The organism is Lacunisphaera limnophila, assembly GCF_001746835.1.
In the GTDB taxonomy this organism is placed as follows: Bacteria; Verrucomicrobiota; Verrucomicrobiia; order Opitutales; family Opitutaceae; genus Lacunisphaera; species Lacunisphaera limnophila.
Map to the genome: position 1 here is coordinate 2,830,349 of NZ_CP016094.1, position 15,600 is coordinate 2,845,948.

Consider the following 15,600-nt stretch of genomic DNA (forward strand, 5'->3'; position numbering starts at 1 on the left):
CCGGCTCAGACCTTCTGTTCCTTCCATTTGCCGCGCCGGAAGAGCACGGCGCTCCAGACGGTCAGCGCCGTGAAGGAGACCGGGACCGCGATGTAGACCCCGAGCGGCCCGAGAGCGGCGGGACCGGCGAGCACCCAGGCGAGCGGGACCTGGCCGAGCCAGAGGCAAAAGAAGTTAAGCCGGGTGGGGGTCCAAGTGTCGCCCGAGCCGTTGAAGGTCGCCTCGAGGCACATGCCCGCGGCGTAGAGCGGGAAGGCGAGGCTGATGATCCAGAGCGCCCGCACCGCCTCGGGGAACACGGCCGGGTCGGTGGTGAAGAGGCCGACGATGAACCGGCTGAAGACGATGAAGACGAGGCCGACGGCCCCGAGGAAGATCACGTTGTAGCGCGTCGCGATGCGTACCGCCTCCTCGGCGCGATCGGGGCGGCCGGCGCCGAGATTCTGTCCGACGAGGGTGGCGCCCGCGTTGGCCAGGCCCCAGGCCGGCATGAGGGCGAAGATCACCACCCGGATGGCGATGGTATAAGCGGCAAGCACGGGGCTGCCGAAGGTGGCGAGGATCTTGAAGAGACCGACCCAGCTGGTCGTGGCGATGAGCATCTGCGCGATGCCGTGGCCGGACGTCCGCAGGATGGTGACCAGCGATTCGCGATGCGGCCGGAGGTCGGGCAGGGTGATCTTCACGCGGCCCGCGCGGGCGGTGAGGTGCCAGAGCTGGTAGAGCACGCCGATCCCGCGGCCGATGTTGGTGGCGACCGCCGCCCCGGCCACCCCCATCTCGGGGAACGGGCCCCACCCGAAGATGAAGCATGGATCGAGGATGATGTTCAGGGCGTTCGCCAGCCAGAGGGTGCGCATGGCGATGACGGCGTCGCCGGCGCCGCGGAAGATCGCGTTGATCAGAAAAATCAGGAAGACCGTGATGTTGCCGCCAAGCATGACGCGGGCATAGCCCGAGCCGAGGCTCACGATCTCCGGGGTGGCGCCCATCAGGCGCAGGATGTCGGGGGCGAACCAGCCGAGCCCGAGGCCGAGGGTGGCGGCCACGCCCGACCCGAGCACGAGGATCTGGCCGGCGGCTTGGGCGGCGAGGGCCGGGTTGTTCTCGCCGATGCGGCGGGCGACGATGGCGGTGGCCGCGAAGGAAATGCCCAGGGCCACGGCGTAGACCAGGGACATGACCGACTCGGTCAGGCCCACGACGGCCACTGCGTCGCTGCCCAGCCGCGAGACCCAGAAGACGTCCACCACGGCGAAGAGCGATTCCATGGACATTTCCAGCACCATGGGCACCGAGAGCAGGAGCACGGCGCGGTTGAGCGGCAGGGTGGTGAAATCGCTGTGGGTGCCTTTGACGGCCTGCCAGACGCCCGTCCAAAACGAGACGGGCGCGCCGGTTTCAGGGGCGGCGGGAGGGGAGGAGGTGTCGGACATGGGCGTGGAAGAGGGGCGGAACCTAAGCTACGAATCAGCCGTCCCGCGGCGGACAGGTTTCACTCAGGCCAGGATGAAATGCAGGACGAGCACCCCGGCCAGGGCGGTGAGACCGGCAATGCCGGAGGCGACCGTGACCACGCGATACCCCTGAGGGACGGTCAGGCCAGACATCTGGGTGATCACCCAGAAAAAGCTGTCGTTGACGTGAGAGACCATCATCGAGCCGCCGGCGATCGCGAGGGTGGCCAGCACCGGACCCAAGCCGGCCGACAGGCCGAGGGCGGGCAGGAGCGGGGAGACGAGCGAGGCGGTGGTGATCATCGCCACGGTGGAGGAGCCAATGGAGGTTTTGAGTCCTGCGGCGACGATGAAGGGCAGCACAAGGTTGAAGCGGCCGAGGGAGAGCGTGGCGAGGGCGTCGCCGACGAGCTTCGCCAGCGGGGTTTCGCGCAGCACCGCGCCGAAGGCTCCGCCCGCGGCGGTGATCAGGATGATGGTGCCGGCATCCCGCAGGCCTTCCCCGCTCCAGTCGCCGAAAGTGGCGCGACCGTGCCGGCGGACGACGAACCAAGTCAGGAACACGCCGAGGATGAGCGCGCTGTTGGGATTGCCGATCAGGCCCAGGATGTCGCGCAGGGCCCCAGTGCCCGAGGGGCGCGTGGGAAGATCGGCAACCGACTTGGCGGCGATGAGCAGCACGGGTAGGAGAATGGGCGCGAGCGTGGCGAAGGCCGGGGGCGCCGGAACCGTGGAGGCGAAAGGGGTGGGACCGGGCGCGGGCGGCTCGACCTGCAGGTTTTTGCCGACATGACCGGCATACAGGTAGGTGGCGAAAACCACCGGCACCGCAATGAGCAGCCCATAGAGAATAACCAGCCCGAGGTCGGCGCGCAGTTCACCGGCGGTCGCGATGGGACCCGGGGTGGGCGGCACGAGGCAGTGGGTCGCGTAAAGACCCATGCTCAGGGCCACGGCGAAGCCGGCCATGGACTGGCCGGTGCGCCGGGCCAGCGAGCGGTTCAACGGGGAGAGGATCACGTAGCCCGAGTCGCAGAACACGGGAATAGAGACGATCGCGCCCGTGCAGGACATCGCCAGCAGGGCGCGACCCTCGCCGATGACCCGAAGCAGCGCATTGGCCAGCACGAGCGCGCCGCCGCTACGCTCCAGTGCGGTGCCGATGATGCAGCCACAACTGATGACAATCCCGATGGCGCCGACGGTGCGGCCGAAGCCGCCAGTGAGGGCGGTCAGCGCTTGCTCGGGGCCGAGACCGCTCGCCAGGCCCACCCCGTAGGCGGTGACCAGCAGGGCCAGGAAGGGATGCAGCTTCCACCGGGTGGTCGCGATAACGATGAAGGCAATGCCCAGCGCGAGGACAGCGAATAGCAGGGGGCCGGAAACCATGGGGTGCGCGGACGATTGGCCAGGTCCGCCCGGGGATCAAGCCAAGGTTGGGTCCAGACCCACGAGCCCTCCGGCTGCCCGGGGAGGGTTTTACTCCATATCGATCCACGGCGCGATCAGGTAGGGTGGGGCATGCCTCTTCTCAATGTCGTTATCACCCTGGTGGTCGTCGGTGTCATTCTCTGGCTCATCAATGCCTACATCCCGATGCAATCCACCATCAAGAGCATCCTCAACGCCGTCGTCGTGATCGTGGTCGTGCTCTGGCTGCTGTATGGCTTCGGCGTGATCAGCGGCGGCGGGGACATCCGCATGCCGAAGGTGAACTGAGGCACGCGGGGTCAGCGCACCCGGCGGCCCGCGGCTAGCGTTTGGCTGGCTTCAGCTTGAGGACCGGTTTGATCGCCTCGAGCAACGCGGCCTCGTTGAAGGGTTTCATCACCGTGCCGGCTGCGCCCATGGTCAACAGCTCGGCGATCAGCGGCCGGTCGGCCGGCGACGTCAGCATGATGACGGGAATGTCCGCGAGTTCCGGCGCCGCTTTCAGGCGCCGCAGCGTTTCCCAGCCCTCCATCACGGGCATGAGGACGTCGAGGAGGATGAGGTCGGGCCGGGCGCGCTCGATCGCAAAGAACGCGTTGAAGCCGTTGCTGGCCTCGTCGGTGTCGCACTGGAAATTCGCCAAGGCCTTGGCGATGAACAGGCGCAGGGCCTTCGAATCATCGATGGTGAGGATGAGGGGGCGGGGCACGCAGCGAAGAGAAGCGAGATTTGGTCACGAATGAACACTATTCTGAGCAACAAGGCCGGATGGGACTCAGCCGCCTAGATCCGGGTTATTCGCGGGAAGAATCGCTCACTCTTCATATTACTCTTACGGCGCGACGGCGGGGACGGGGCGTTGGGCCTGGCCGTCGGGGGTGACGGCTAGGTTGCTGGTCATGACGTAGACCACCATGGCCACACCGATTAAGACCGCCCCGATCCAGAAGAATGGGCTGCGCTGGATCCGTTTCCAGGCGGGCTGGCGCGAGTGGTGGTCAACGAGGTGGGGGCCGCCGTCGCGGGGAGGGAAGGGTTGGCTCATGCCTGAAGGACAGCACCGGCTGACCAAGGTCGCCGAATTTTGTCACCATTCCGCCGGCTTCAGGCCTTGGCCGGGCCGCCGAGCAGGCGGGCGGGGAGGAAGAGCAGCGCCTTGATGAAAGCGAAGGTGGCCCCGACACACACGCCGACCAGCCGGAAGGGCAGGGCGATGAGCCAGACCAGCGGGGCCAGCACCAAGGCCAGCAGGGCGACGGGCCAGCAGACTACGAGGAGGAGACACCAGAGGAAGAAGATGCCGATGACTTTCATGACCTAAGAACCCCGCGCGGCGGGGGAAAGTTGCGGCGCAAACCGACTTCAGCCCACCCAGGTACGGGCGTTGTAGAAGAGCTTCATCCAGGGGCTGTCTTCCGGCCAGTCCCGGGGGGACCAACTCATGCAGGCGGAGCGGAAGACGCGTTCGGGGTGGGGCATCAAAATCGTGACGCGGCCGGTGGTCGTGGTGAGCGCGGTCATGCCCAGCGGGGAGCCGTTGGGGTTGAGTGGGTAGTGCTCGGTGACCTGGTGGTGGTTGTCGACGAAGCGGCCGGCGACTAGCCCCGAGGCGCTGAAGGCCTCGGCGGCCGCGCGGTCCGTGAACTCGGCGTAGCCCTCGCCGTGGGCGACGGCGATCGGGAGGACGGACCCCTCCATGTCCTTGAAGAGGATGCTGGGGCTCTTGGCCACCTGCACGGAAACCAGGCGCCCCTCGTAGCGCTCGCTCTGGTTTTGCACGAAGCGGGGCCAGTGCTCCGCGCCGGGGATGATGGACTTGAGGTTGCTCATCATCTGGCAGCCGTTGCACACGCCGAGCGCGAAGGTGTCCTCGCGGGCGAAGAAGGCGGCGAACTCGGCGCGGGCGCGCTCGTTGAACAGGGCGCTCTTGGCCCAGCCCTCGCCGGCGCCCAGCACGTCGCCGTAGCTGAAGCCACCGCAGGCGGCCAGGCCCCGGAAATCCATCAAGCTGACGCGGCCGCTCAGGATGTCGGTCATGTGCACATCCACGGCGCGGAAGCCCGCGCGGGTGAAGGCGGCGGCCATCTCGACCTCGCCGTTCACGCCTTGCTCGCGCAGGATCGCGACAGCCGGGCGGGTGGCGTAAGACTTGAGGCCGGCAACCTGCGCCGCGGCGGCAAGGATGTCGAAGGTGACGACCGGGCGGATGCCGGGGTTGGCGGGATCCAGCCGCAGGGCCTGTTCCTGGTCGGCGGCCTGGGGGTTGTCGCGCAGGGCGGCGATGCGGTGGGTGACGTCGGACCACCAGCCGCGGAGGGTGACGAGGCTCTCGTTGAAGAGATCCTTGCCCGACTGCCGCACCCGCAGGGCGCGGTGGGTGTTCAGCGTGCCGATGCGGGAGACGCAGGCCTTCAAACCGTGCTCGCGCAGGACGAGGTAGACGTCATCGAAATCCTCCTCGCGGATCTGGAGCACGGCGCCGAGTTCCTCGTTGAAGAGGGCGGCGAAGGGATCGTGCAGGTGCGGGAGATCGAGATCCACGCCGGTATGGCCGGCGAAGGCCATCTCGGTGACGGCGGCGAACAGGCCGCCGTCGGAGCGGTCGTGGTAGGCGAGCAGCTTGCCGTCCCGGCCGAGTTGCTGGATGGCGTGCCAGAAATTCTTGAGGTCCGTGGCGCTATCCACGTCGGGTGTGGCTTCGCCCATCTGGGACACGACCTGCGCGAGGATCGAGCCGCCGAGGCGGTGCTTGCCGCGGCCCAGGTCGATCAGGAGGAGGACGGTGTCGCCGAGATTTTGACGGTCGCTCGCCTCGCCGGCGTCGGAAACTCCGGGCTCCGCGACCCCGGCTACAGGATCGTAACGGAGCTGCGGGGTCAGGGTCTGGCGGATGTCGGTCACCGCGGCGAAGGCGGAGACGATGAGGGAGATGGGGGCGGTGACGCGTTGTTGCCGGCTGCCGTCCTGCCAGACGGTGGACATGCTCATCGAGTCCTTGCCGACGGGGATGGTGATGCCGAGGGCGGGGCAGAGCTCAAGGCCCACGGCCTGCACGGCGGCATAGAGGTCGGCGGCGTCGCCGGGGACGGCGGGGGCGGCCATCCAGTTGGCGGACAGGTTAACCTTGCCGAGGTCGCCGATCTGGGCGGCGGCGAGATTGGTGAGCGCCTCGCCGACGGCGAGGCGGGCCGAGGCGGCAGCGTTGTTGACGGCGACGGGGGTACGCTCGCCCATGGCCATGGCCTCGCCGGTGTAGACGTCGTAGGTGGCGGCGGTGACGGCGCAGTCGGCGACGGGCACCTGCCAGGGCCCGACCATCTGGTCGCGGGCGATCAGGCCGCCGAGGGAGCGGTCGCCGATGGAGATGAGGAAGGTCTTGTCGGCGACGGCCGGGTGCTGGAGCACGCGTTTTGCGGCCTCGAGGATCGTGACCCCGCGCAGGTTGAGCGGGTGCTGCGGCCGGGTGAGGGTGGTTTCCTGGCGGTGCATGCGCGGCGGCTTGCCGAGCAGGACCTCGAGCGGGAGGTCGATGGGCGTGTTCGAGAAATGCGGATCCTCGACGACGAGGCTCTTCGCCTCGGTCGCCTCGCCGACCACGGCGAAGGGGGCGCGCTCGCGGGCGCACAAGGCGGTGAACTGGGGCAGGCGGGCGGCGGGAACGGCGAGGACGTAGCGTTCCTGGGACTCGTTGCACCAGATGGCGAGCGGCGTCATGCCGGGCTCGTCGTTGGGGAGCTGGCGCAGGTTGAATTTGCCGCCGCGGCCGCCGTCGTTGACGAGCTCGGGCAGGGCGTTGGACACGCCGCCGGCGCCGACGTCATGGATGAAGGAGATGGGGTTGTCCGCGCCGAGGGCCCAGCAGGCGTCGATGACTTCCTGGCAGCGGCGTTCCATCTCCGCGTTGTCGCGCTGCACGCTGGCGAAATCGAGATCCTCATTGCCGTGGCCGCTGGCCATCGAGCTGGCGGCGCCGCCGCCGAGGCCGATGAGCATGGCGGGTCCGCCGAGGACGATGAGCTGGTCCCCGGGGTTGATCTTGCCCTTCTGGACGTGCTCCGCGCGGATGTTGCCGAGGCCGCCGGCGAGCATGATCGGCTTGTGGTAGCCGCGGAGTTCGGCGCCTTTGGCGCCGGGGACTTCCTGTTCAAAGGTGCGGAAATAGCCGTTGATGGCGGGCCGGCCGAACTCGTTGTTGAAGGCGGCGCCGCCGAGCGGGCCCTCCAGCATGATGTCGAGGGCGGAGACGATGCGGCCGGGTTTGCCGTGGTCCTGTTCCCAGGGGCGGACGGCACCGGGCAGGCGGAGGTGGGAGACGCTGAAGCCGACGAGGCCGACCTTGGGCTTGGAGCCGCGGCCGGTCGCACCCTCGTCGCGGATCTCGCCGCCGGAGCCGGTGGCGGCGCCGGGGTAGGGAGAGATGGCGGTCGGGTGGTTGTGGGTCTCGACCTTGCAGAGGATGTGGATGTCCTCGTCGTGCGCGGCGTATTCGTGGGTGAGCGGGTCGGCGAAGAAGCGGCCGCCGCGCGAGCCGGTGAAGACGGCGGCGTTGTCCTTGTAGGCCGAGAGGATGCCGTCGCTGTGCAGCTTATAGGTGTTCTTGATCATCTGGAACAGCGACTGGTCCTTGGCGGAACCGTCGATTTCCCAGGTGGCGTTGAAGATCTTGTGGCGGCAGTGCTCGGAATTGGCCTGCGCGAACATCATGAGCTCGATGTCATTCGGGTCGCGGCCGAGCTTGGTGAAGGCGGCGACGAGGTAGTCGATTTCGTCCTCGGCGAGGGCGAGGCCGAGCTCGGCGTTGGCGACGACGAGGGCGGCGCGACCGGCCTTGAGCACGGGAACGGAACTCAGGGGGCGCGGCTGCTCGTGGCGGAAGAGCGCGGCGCAGGCCGCGAGGTCGCCGAAGACCGCCTGCGTCATGCGGTCATGCAGCTTCGCCTGCAGGACCTGGAGCTGGGCGGCGTCGAGGCTGGTGAGGGGGAAGGTCGGGGCCGCGCCGCCGAAGTCGATGGTGTAGGCGATGACGCGTTCGATGCGCGTGATGGCCGTCAGTCCGCAGAGCCGGGCAATGTCGGTGGCCTTGGAAGACCACGGCGAGATGGTGCCGGGGCGGGGGGCCACGACCTGGACGAGGCCGCTGAGCGGGGTGGTGGCCCGGCGGGGGCCGTAGGTCAGGAGCTTGGTGAGGACGGCCTGCTGATCCGGGGTGAGTTCACCCGCGACCTCGGCGACATGGACGAACTCGGCGCTGACGGCTTGGGCGGGCAGGCCGGCGGTGACGAGGTCCGCCAGGAGTTTTTGCAGGCGGAAGGGGGAGAGGGCAGGCGAGCCGCGAAGGATCAGCATGGTCGGAAACGGGATACTCATGAACCGGCCGGGCGCGTCAAGCGGGGTAACGGGGAGGTGCCCAAGGATTCCGCCACAGATGACACGGATTTACACGAATGCAGGTGAACCGGGGTTCTGATCCGTGCCCATTCGTGAAATCCGTTACCCAAAGGCATGGTTCGGGGAGGTGGGCGGAGAAAGCCGTTGACGAAACCCCGGGGCTTGGCGGAATAAACGTCTTTAATGCTGTGACACATCCCGCTGCCCGTCCCAAGCCCAGTAAAAACCTTCCGGCCGGGCGCAGTGTGACCAAAGGACAGGGCCTGATGAACCCGAAGGAGCCGCAGTCATGAGCGAATTCATCTCCCACGAGTGTGGCATCGCGTTGGTGCGGCTGAAGAAGCCGCTGGCCTACTACCAGGAAAAGTACGGCACCCCGCTGTGGGGCTTCAACCAGCTGTTCCTCCTGATGGAAAAACAGCACAACCGCGGCCAGGATGGTGCCGGCGTGGCCTGCGTGAAGTTCGACGTGCCGGCCGGCGACCCGTACATGTTCCGCGAGCGCAACGTCGAGACCAACCCCCTCGACAAGATCTTCCAGGCGCTGCTCACCCGCTACAACCAGCTGGTGGCCGACGGCGCGGTGCACCCGGAGTTCACGGAGACGGCCAAGCAGAAGTTCGATTTCTGCGGCGAGCTCTACCTGGGCCACCTGCGTTACGGCACCTCGGGCGGCTACAACCTCAGTTCCTGCCACCCCTTTTTCCGCCGCAGCTCCTGGCCGACCCGCAACCTGATGCTGGCGGGCAATTTCAACCTGACGAACACGGCGGAGCTGAACGACAGCCTGATCGCGATCGGCCAGCACCCGATCTTCGCCACCGACACCCAAGCCATCCTCGAGCGCATCGGCTTCTGCCTGGATGATGAGCACGAGATGCTTTACCGGGAATTGCGCAGCCAGGGGCTGCCCGGCGATGAGATCTCCCGGCGGATCAACGCCGAGCTGGACCCGGCCCGCGTGCTGCGCACGGCCGCGGCGAACTGGGACGGCGGTTACGCGATTGCCGGCCTGGTGGGCAACGGTGACGCCTTCGTGGCGCGCGATCCCTCGGGCATCCGCCCCTGCCACTGGTTTGAGAACGACGAGGTCGTGGCCTTTGCCTCCGAGCGCGCCCCGCTTTGCACGGTGTTCGACCTTGAGGCTGCGCAGGTCAGCGAGGTGGAGCCCGGCTGCGCCGTGGTGATGAAAAAGTCCGGCGCGGTGCAGGTCGAGCGCATCACGGCCGAGCTGCCCAAGACGCAGTGCACCTTCGAGCGCATCTATTTCTCGCGCGGCAACGACGCCGACATCTACCGCGAGCGCAAGGCCCTCGGCGCCGGCCTGGCCGACCGGATCCTCAGCTCGATCGGGGGCGACCTCGAGAACTCGGTCTTCAGCTTCATCCCGAACACCGCCGAGGTGGCCTACTTTGGTCTGATGAGCGAACTGCGCTTCCGGCGTCGCGCCGAGGTGAAGCAGACGCTCCTCGACGCCGCCAAGGCGGGCACGATCTCCGAGGCGCTGGTCGACGACCTGATCCTCAACAACTGGCCGCGCGGCGAGAAGCTCATCACCAAGGACGTGAAGCTCCGCACCTTCATCAGCCAGGAGAAGTCGCGCAACAACCTCGCCTCGCTGGTCTACGACATAACGTACGGGGTGGTACAGCCGAAGGACCATCTCGTGTGCGTCGACGACTCGATTGTGCGCGGCACGACGCTGCGTCGCTCGATCCTGCGCATCCTGAAGCGGCTGAATCCGAAGAAAATCATCATCGCCTCGACCGCCCCGCAGATCCGCTATCCCGACTGCTACGGCATCGACATGTCGGAGATCGGCAAGTTTGTGGCCTTCGAGGCCGCCATCACCCTGCTGAAGGAGCGCGGCCAGGCCGCGGTCATCGAGGAAGTCTACCGCCTCTGCCGCGAGGAGCTGAAGTCGCCGGGCAAGATACCCGTCAACCACGTGAAGAAGATCTACGAGCCCTTCACGGCCGACGAGATCTCCGCCCGGATCACGCAGCTGGTTTCCCCGCCGGCGAATGGCTGGAAGGGTGAGATCGAGATCATCTTCCAATCCATCGAGAACCTGCACCGCGCGCTGCCCAACCACAGCGGCGACTGGTACTTCACCGGCAACTACCCGACGCCCGGCGGCTTCCGCGTCGTGAACCAGGCCTTCGTGAACTACTTCGAGAAGGCGGAGGGCCGGAGTTATTAATCGCGGAACCGCGGAATCACGGAAATAGATCCCATGAATTCCGTGACTCAGCCCCTCCGCGCTTCAGCGATTTTCCCATGTCATTAAGCTACGAAAGTTCCGGTGTCCGTTACGACCAGCTCGATGCCTTCAAGCGCGCGTGCCAGCAGGCGGCGCGGACCACGGCGAACGAGTTGACCTCCCACGGTTACGCCGAGCCGGCGACAACCCGCGGCGAGAGCTGCTACCTGATGGAGGCGGGCGACCACTACCTCGCGCACGTCGAGGAAGGTCTCGGCACCAAGAATCTCGTGGCGGACGTCGTGTACGCCCAGACGGGGAAGTGTTTCTACCGTGAGATCGCGATCGATACCGTCGCGACCATCGTCAACGACCTAATCACCTGCGGCGCGCGCCCGATCTCGGTCGCGATGCACGCGGCGGTGGGCGCCTCGGAGTGGTTCACCGACGCGGTGCGTATGCAGGCGCTGGTGGACGGCTGGGCCGAGGGCTGTCACCGGGCCGGCGCGGTCTGGGGCGGCGGCGAGACCCCGACACTCAAGGGCATCGTGCATCCCGACGCCATCGTGCTCGCGGGCTCGGCCGTGGGCAAGATCGTGCCGAAGACGCAGCGCATCACGGGTGACGTGCAGGACGGCGACGCGATCATTTTCCTAGCCTCCACGGGCGTGCAGACGAACGGGCTGAGCCTGTGCCGCCTGATCGCGGAGCGGCTGCCGCAGGGTTACCAGACCCCGATCGGTCATGGCGACGGGCGCACCTACGGCGAGGCCCTGCTCGCCGCGTCGGCCATCTACGTGGATTTCGTGGTGAAGTGCCAGCAGGCCGGCGTGAAGCTGAACTATGTGGCACACGTCACCGGCCACGGCTGGCGCAAGCTGATGCGGCTGGAGGAGCCGTTTGTCTACGAGATCACGGAGCCGCGCCCGATTCCGGCCCTGTTCCAATTCCTGATGGAGGCCGGCCCGATCGATCTGCGCGAGGCCTACGCGACCTTCAACATGGGCGTCGGTTTCGCCGCCTACGTGGCGCCGTCCGCCGTGGAGGCGACGCTCGCCGCCGCCAAGGCGGCAGGGCACGAGGCCTGGGTGGCCGGCAAGGTGAAGAAGGACGGCACGCGCAAGGCGGTTGTCATCCCATCGCTGGGCCTCGAGTACTCCGGCGACACGCTGCAGGTGCGGTGAGCGTTTTTGTAGGGCAGGGTCGCCGAGCCCCGCCTTTGTCCGAAAGTGATGCCACGTGCGAGGCGGGGTTCAGCGACCCCGCCCTACAACGAGGCAACCAAGCCAGGACTCAGCGCCGGTTCCAGCGGCCGCGCGAGAGGCCGCCGAACTTGCGCGGGCCGGGCGGCTGGCCGTGACCGCCACCACCGGGGGCGGGGGCCTGACCTTGCGGCGTGAACTGGCCGGGCTGCGCCGGGCGAGGCGCGGGAGCCTGGGCCTGGCTCGACGGCTGGAAAAACTTCTGCTCGCGGGCGGGCTGGTGGCCGCGGCCACCGCCGTAACCGCCCTGGCCGCCGCGGCCGCCACCCTGGCCCCCGCGACCGCCGCCGTGGCCGTGGGCCGGGCGTTGACCGTGGGCGGGTGCCGCGCCCTGGAAACCCATCGCGGGTTTCGGGGCGGCGGCGTAGTTGAAGCCCTCGAGCTTGAGCTGCGGGACCTTCTGGCCGATGAAACGCTCGATGTCGCGGATCTCGCCGGTCTGGTCGGGCGTGGTGAGGGTGAAGGCGTCGCCGACGGCCATGGCGCGGCCGGTGCGGCCGATGCGGTGGACGTAATCCTCGGGGTTGGCCGGGATGTCGTAATTGATAACGTGCGAGACGCCGGCGACGTCGATGCCACGGGCGGCGATGTCGGTGGCGACCATTACCTCGTATTTGCCGGACTTGAAACCCTCGAGGGCTTCGACGCGCTGCGACTGCGAGCGGTTGGCGTGGAGGACGGCGACGGAGTGGTTGGCGGCCTTGAGCTTGCGGGCGATCTTGTCGGCGCCGTGCTTGGTGCGGGAGAAGACCAGACAGCTTTGGAAGTCGGTCTTCTCGAGCAGGGCGACGAGCAGGTCGAACTTGAGGCCCATCGGCACCGGGTAGAAGGCGTGGGTGACCGACTTGTTGACCGTGCGCGACACGCCGATCTCGACGCGGGCGGGATTGCGCAGGGCGAAGCGGGCAACCTCCTCGATCTCGGGCGGGACGGTGGCCGAGAAGAACAGCGTCTGGCGCTCGCGCGGGCACATCGCGATGATCTTCTTCACGTCCTTGACGAAGCCCATGTCGAGCATGCGGTCGACCTCGTCGAGGATGAGGATCTTGAGGTTGTCGAGGCGGAGGGTCTTCTCGTTGAGGAAGTCCATCAGGCGGCCGGGCGTGGCGATGACGATGTCGGTGCCCGCCTGGATCTCGCTGCGCTGGCGGCCGTAGCCGACGCCGCCGTGGACGACGGTGGCGCGGATGTCGGTGAAGCGGCCGAAGTCGCGGAAGGCGGTCTCGACCTGAGCGGCGAGTTCGCGGGTGGGCTCGAGGACGAGGACGCGCGGGCCGCGGGGCTCGTGCTTGCCGAGGCGGGCGAGGACGGGGAGGGCGAAGGCGGCGGTCTTGCCGGTGCCGGTCTGGGCCGAGCCGATCAGGTCGCCGCCGCCGAGCACGACCGGGATGGCGCGCAGCTGGATGGGCGTCGGGTCAACGTAGCCCATGGCTTTGACACCGTTGACGAGGGAGGGCGGCAGCCCGAGCTTGGAAAATGGCATAGCGGGTCATTAGCCGGCCATTTGCGGCTCAACGCGAGGCAAATCCTCACCCACGCGGAGCGGCAGAACCACGAACGGCAGGCTGGCGCGGAAGAAGCGCTGCTGCAACATGAAGGCCGTGTGGTTGTGCAGCCAGCGCGTTAGGCGGGTTTCCTGAGCGAAGAGCAGTTGGCCGGCGAAGAAGACGTGGTTGGGGAATTGGGCCGCCGCCTGGGTGGCAAGCGTCATCACCTCCTCGGTGACATCGTGGCCCACGGCGGTGAAGGTCGCCGCGCCATAGCCATGCCGTCGGGCCCAGGCCGCGTAGCGTTCGGCTTCAGCCGCCGTGTGGGTGCGCAGCGCCTCGATTTCCGCCATGCCCTTGAAGTTGCCGGCGTCCACGGCGCCGACCTGCAGGAAAACGAAGTTGCGGAAACTGTCGCCGAACATGCGCGGCACCTGCAGCGCGGTGTGCAGGCCGAGGCCATTGTAGCCATTGACAAGGAGAATGGCGGTGCGGTCCTGTTTTAGCAGGGTGGAGCTGGACTGGCCGACTTGAGCGGTGTCCGCGGCGCTGGACTCCACCAGGGTGTCGAGCCGGCGGAGTTGGTGCTGTACGCCCCGGTAGTGGCGCTTGATGGCGAAGGCGGTGGCGGTCAGCAGGCCGGTGACGAGCAGCGTGGCCCAGCCGCCCTCGTGGAATTTGACGAGCGTCAGCGAGACCAGGATGAACGAAGTCAGCGCCAGGCCGAAGCCGTTAACCGCGAGCTTGCGCCGCCACGCGGGCTCGGTGTGCCGCTCGCGCCACCAATGCCGTACCATGCCGAGCTGCGAAAGGGTGAAGGTGATGAAGACGTTGATGGCATAGAGCACGACCAGCAGGGCGACGGAGCCGCGGGTGATGACCATCATCAGCAGGCCGGCGCCACCCATGAGGAGGATGCCATTTTGGGTCACAAAGCGGTCGCTCAGGTTGGCGAACCGGGCGGGGAACCAGCGGTCGAGGGCCATATTGGCCAGCACGCGTGGACCGTCGAGGAAACCCGCTTGCGCGGCGATGAAGAGCAGCGCGGCCTCGGCGGCGAGGGTGGTGAAGACGAAGGCCGTGCCGGTGGCACCCCAGCCGGCGGTCATTTTCTCGAAGAGAACCGCGTTGAGGGTCTTGCCCGCCACCGGGGTCACGGCATAGAGCAGGTAGGCGAGGAGCAGGCCGCCCACCGTGACGGCCAGGGACACGCCCATGTAGAGCATGGTGCGACGGCCGGTCCGGACACGCGGTTCGCGGAGAATGGGCAGGCCGTTGCTGACCGCCTCGATGCCGGTATAGGTGCCCGCGCCCATGCTGTAAGCCTTGAGCAGGATGGCGAGAAGGCCGATCCAGCCGAGTTCGCCGCTGACGGTGCGGACCTCCTGCACGGTCGCAGCGGCCACACCGCCCAGTTCCGGACCATGGGAGAACAACGCGTAGAGGATGGCGAAGGCGTGGGTGCCGATGAAGACGAAGAAGACGGGCACCCAGATCATGACGGATTCGCGGACTCCGCGCAGGTTGAGCACGGTGAGGCCGGCCACACCGGCCAGGGCGAAGGGTAGCTTCCACGCCAGCCATGCCGGCGGCAGGAGACTGAAGAGCGCATCGGCGCCACTCGCCACGGAGATGGTGATGGTCAGGACATAGTCGATCAACAGGGCGGAACCGGAGACTACACCGGCCGCAGGGGAGAGGAGCTTACTCGCCACGAGATAGCCGCCGCCGCCGCTGGGAAACAGAGCGATGATCTGTGAATAGCTGGCGCAGATGGCCGTGATCGTGATGATCGACGCGAGGGCGATGAACACCGCGAGGTGGGGATGGGCGCCAAGCGTGCGGAAGGTTTCCTCCGGGCCATAGCAGGAGGACGAGAGGCCATCGGCGCCAAGGCCGACCCAGGCGAAGAGGGCGGCGAGCGACACCTTGTGAAAGAGGTCGCGGTCGGTCAGCGAACGCGCGCGACCGACGATGAGGGATTTCAACGACCCGAGGATGGTCGAGGCAGGCATAGGTTTGTTGTCTCCGACATGCGCCCGCCCTCGAAGCGGTGTTCCCGATTCGGTGGACGGTCGCGGTTGAATTGGGGAGACCGTGGGGACAGCGGCCAAAGCCGTTGCCCTAGGGGATCACCCTTCCCATTGCCGACGAGGTTAGCTGACGGGCTAGGTCCTAGGAAGTGACCTTGCTCGCGGTTGCCCGCGACCATGCGCCCCGTCCGCCGCGCGCGAGCGCGGTGGAATTTGGGTCCCCCGTGAAAACGCCGAGGAAGCGGCGTTGCCTTAGGCGGTGAAAGAACGTGGCGGAGAATGCAAATCGGCTGGCCCCCGACAAGGGTGAGGATCCCCCAGACGGTGTAAGTCGCGCCC

11 protein-coding genes and 1 riboswitch are annotated in these 15,600 nt (G+C 67.4%); of the genes, 3 read left to right on the forward strand and 8 right to left on the reverse strand.

The genetic code is table 11. The annotated features are described in order from the left end of the window. Positions 1 to 5 precede the first annotated feature (5 nt). Together Verru16B_RS11855 and Verru16B_RS11860 are read right to left on the reverse strand one after the other, a co-directional pair. A complete protein-coding gene (locus Verru16B_RS11855; protein WP_069962477.1) occupies positions 6 to 1,436 on the reverse strand; it encodes an MATE family efflux transporter in 1,431 nt (476 codons plus the stop codon). Positions 1,437 to 1,499: 63 nt separating this feature from the next. Continuing rightward, a complete protein-coding gene (locus Verru16B_RS11860; RefSeq protein ID WP_069962478.1) occupies positions 1,500 to 2,846 on the reverse strand; it encodes a GntP family permease in 1,347 nt (448 codons plus the stop codon). Positions 2,847 to 2,978: 132 nt separating this feature from the next. Here Verru16B_RS11860 and Verru16B_RS11865 point away from each other — a divergent pair, with 132 nt between their 5' ends. Then, a complete protein-coding gene (locus Verru16B_RS11865) occupies positions 2,979 to 3,176 on the forward strand; it encodes a Thivi_2564 family membrane protein (protein ID WP_069962479.1) in 198 nt (65 codons plus the stop codon). Positions 3,177 to 3,210: 34 nt separating this feature from the next. Here Verru16B_RS11865 and Verru16B_RS11870 read toward each other — a convergent pair whose 3' ends face one another. The 4 genes from Verru16B_RS11870 to purL form a co-directional block, all read right to left on the reverse strand. Then, entirely contained in the window at positions 3,211 to 3,597 is a 387-nt protein-coding gene (locus Verru16B_RS11870) for a response regulator (RefSeq protein WP_069962480.1), read from the reverse strand. 123 nt (positions 3,598 to 3,720) lie between these two features. Then, positions 3,721 to 3,933 (reverse strand): hypothetical protein, encoded by a 213-nt coding sequence (locus Verru16B_RS11875; protein ID WP_069962481.1) that lies wholly within the window; start codon positions 3,931 to 3,933, stop codon positions 3,721 to 3,723. 59 nt (positions 3,934 to 3,992) lie between these two features. Next, a complete protein-coding gene (locus Verru16B_RS11880) occupies positions 3,993 to 4,202 on the reverse strand; it encodes a hypothetical protein (protein WP_069962482.1) in 210 nt (69 codons plus the stop codon). A 48-nt stretch (positions 4,203 to 4,250) separates the two neighbouring features. Next, positions 4,251 to 8,234 carry a phosphoribosylformylglycinamidine synthase gene (gene purL, locus Verru16B_RS11885; RefSeq protein WP_069962483.1) on the reverse strand — a complete coding sequence of 1,328 codons (3,984 nt, stop codon included), beginning with the start codon at positions 8,232 to 8,234 and terminating at the stop codon, positions 4,251 to 4,253. A gap of 331 nt (positions 8,235 to 8,565) precedes the next feature. Between purL and Verru16B_RS11890 the strand changes: the two genes are divergently transcribed. After that, entirely contained in the window at positions 8,566 to 10,479 is a 1,914-nt protein-coding gene (locus tag Verru16B_RS11890; RefSeq protein WP_069962484.1) for an amidophosphoribosyltransferase, read from the forward strand. Positions 10,480 to 10,556: 77 nt separating this feature from the next. Next, on the forward strand, positions 10,557 to 11,663 hold the full coding sequence (locus Verru16B_RS11895) for an AIR synthase related protein (protein WP_069962485.1): 1,107 nt from the start codon (positions 10,557 to 10,559) through the stop codon (positions 11,661 to 11,663). 109 nt (positions 11,664 to 11,772) lie between these two features. Here Verru16B_RS11895 and Verru16B_RS11900 read toward each other — a convergent pair whose 3' ends face one another. Together Verru16B_RS11900 and Verru16B_RS11905 are read right to left on the reverse strand one after the other, a co-directional pair. Then, positions 11,773 to 13,224 carry a DEAD/DEAH box helicase gene (locus tag Verru16B_RS11900; RefSeq protein WP_083270313.1) on the reverse strand — a complete coding sequence of 484 codons (1,452 nt, stop codon included), beginning with the start codon at positions 13,222 to 13,224 and terminating at the stop codon, positions 11,773 to 11,775. A 9-nt stretch (positions 13,225 to 13,233) separates the two neighbouring features. Then, entirely contained in the window at positions 13,234 to 15,243 is a 2,010-nt protein-coding gene (locus Verru16B_RS11905) for an APC family permease (RefSeq protein WP_069962486.1), read from the reverse strand. A gap of 115 nt (positions 15,244 to 15,358) precedes the next feature. After that, positions 15,359 to 15,530: riboswitch (cyclic di-AMP (ydaO/yuaA leader) on the reverse strand. Positions 15,531 to 15,600 lie beyond the last annotated feature (70 nt).